Source organism: Kitasatospora sp. NPDC007106 (assembly GCF_040634455.1).
Classification (GTDB): domain Bacteria; phylum Actinomycetota; class Actinomycetes; order Streptomycetales; family Streptomycetaceae; genus Kitasatospora; species Kitasatospora arboriphila.
In genome coordinates, this window is sequence record NZ_JBEYFP010001163.1 from 1 (window position 1) to 1,555 (window position 1,555).

A 1,555-nucleotide genomic window follows, 5' to 3' on the forward strand; every position below is an offset into this window, starting at 1 on the left:
TCCGCACCTTCCTCGGCCACGGAAACGCCCACATTCGCCACGCGGCGCTGGTCGCAGCCATCCCCCTCGTCGAGCACCCCCTCCTTACCGAGCACCGGGCCGACCTTGCGAGGCACGCCCGGCGCCTGCTGGCCCTCAGTACCGACAGGCACCAGCGGGACCGCGTCCTGGAGGCGATGAAGGCATGGGGCCACGACACCAGCAGCATGGAGAACACGTCCGACACGGCCGCCCGCGAACACTACGCGCGCCTCAGAGCCGCGCGAGCCGCTGCGGACGGCAACTGGTCCGGTGGCAGCTACAGCGACGAGCCGCCGTTCTGACCCGCGCCCGACAGCGACCCACCAGGTACCCCGGCCCCAGGACCACGGGAAGTACCCGGACGCGGCTGCGGGTGGGCTCGGGGCTCACGAGCGGTGAGCTCGGCGGCACCCGGCGGCCTGTCGGTCGCGATCGGCATCATGGGCGGCGGCAGGTCTCAGGTGTCTTCAGAGGAGCGACCATGGCCTTCAAGACCGATGTCGCCGAACGGGACGAGTGGTCCTATGCGCCGGCTGTCGGTGTCGGACCGCTCCGGTTCGGTATGACCGTCGACGACGTGGTCGAGGCGGCTGCGGCACTCGGCCGGACGAAGGTCGGCGAGTGTGCGCGGGACCACGCGCCCTTCTCGCCGACGTGGAAGGTCGACGTCCACCGTCGCGGGGTTGCTCCTTCGCTGCCTGCCGTCACGGCCTATGTGAGCCGAGCCGTGGGCCTGTTCTGCGTCGCCGCCGACGCCGTGAACGGTCCCCAGGTCACCCACAACGGAATCCCGCTGGTCGGGAGGGACTTCTCGGAGTTGGAGCGCGACACCGTCGCCTATGCCGAGGCCATGGACGTGTACGTTCGCTACACGCCCGAGGGCTACGCGGGGCCGGATGATCCCGGGGTCCTCCTGCGCGGGCAACTGGTCGGGCAGGTCCTCCGATCGCGTCCGCTGTTCATGGTGACGCGCGACGGCGCGAACACCGAATGGGACTCGATGCCCTCCGAGGAGTACCGCTTCAACGTCTCGCCCACGGCCTGACGTGGTGCGCCTCATGGCACCCGGCGCTCCGTGAGTGCCGCGCACACGGGCGGAACCGGAGCAGTACCCACACCCCCGAAGGCCGTGGAAGGCTCTCCGGCGGCGGTCGTGTGCATCGCCCCGGAGCACCGTGAGGACTGCTGGAATGCGAGAATCCGCCGCCGTCGGCGGTGCCCTGTGCCTGATGCGTTTCCTGCCGCTGCTGAACGTGCTGGCGTCGCCGGTGCGCCGGCCGGTCGACGACGTCATCCGTGGTTGCCTGCACTCCGGCGACATCGCGGACGGCGTGCTGATCAGCCTCGACGAATACTCCGAGGCCCGCGGTTTGCGGCCGGACTTCGACCGTCCCGACTACTTCGAGCAGACCATCGCCGACATCGCCCTGCTGACGGCCGGCGCCGGACGGACACACTCGTTCTCCGGCATGATGGACCTCTTCGCCGACTACTACGACGAGGCCCGCCGACCCGTCGAGCGCGCCGTCGACTG

General features: G+C 70.2%; 2 protein-coding genes and 1 pseudogene. All 3 read left to right on the forward strand.

Annotated elements, in window-relative coordinates:
* Positions 1 to 323: pseudogene (locus ABZ641_RS36760) on the forward strand (hypothetical protein); the annotation flags it as partial.
* 179 nt (positions 324 to 502) lie between these two features.
* A complete protein-coding gene (locus ABZ641_RS36765) occupies positions 503 to 1,066 on the forward strand; it encodes a hypothetical protein (protein ID WP_359988900.1) in 564 nt (187 codons plus the stop codon).
* Between the two features lie 145 nt (positions 1,067 to 1,211).
* On the forward strand, positions 1,212 to 1,555 hold a 344-nt coding region (locus ABZ641_RS36770), incomplete at its 3' end, for a hypothetical protein (RefSeq protein ID WP_359988902.1).

Coding starts and splice junctions, on each gene's coding strand:
- ABZ641_RS36765 (WP_359988900.1), top strand. CDS start 503: ATGGCCTTCAAGACCGATGTCGCCGAACGGGACGAGTGGTCCTATGCG.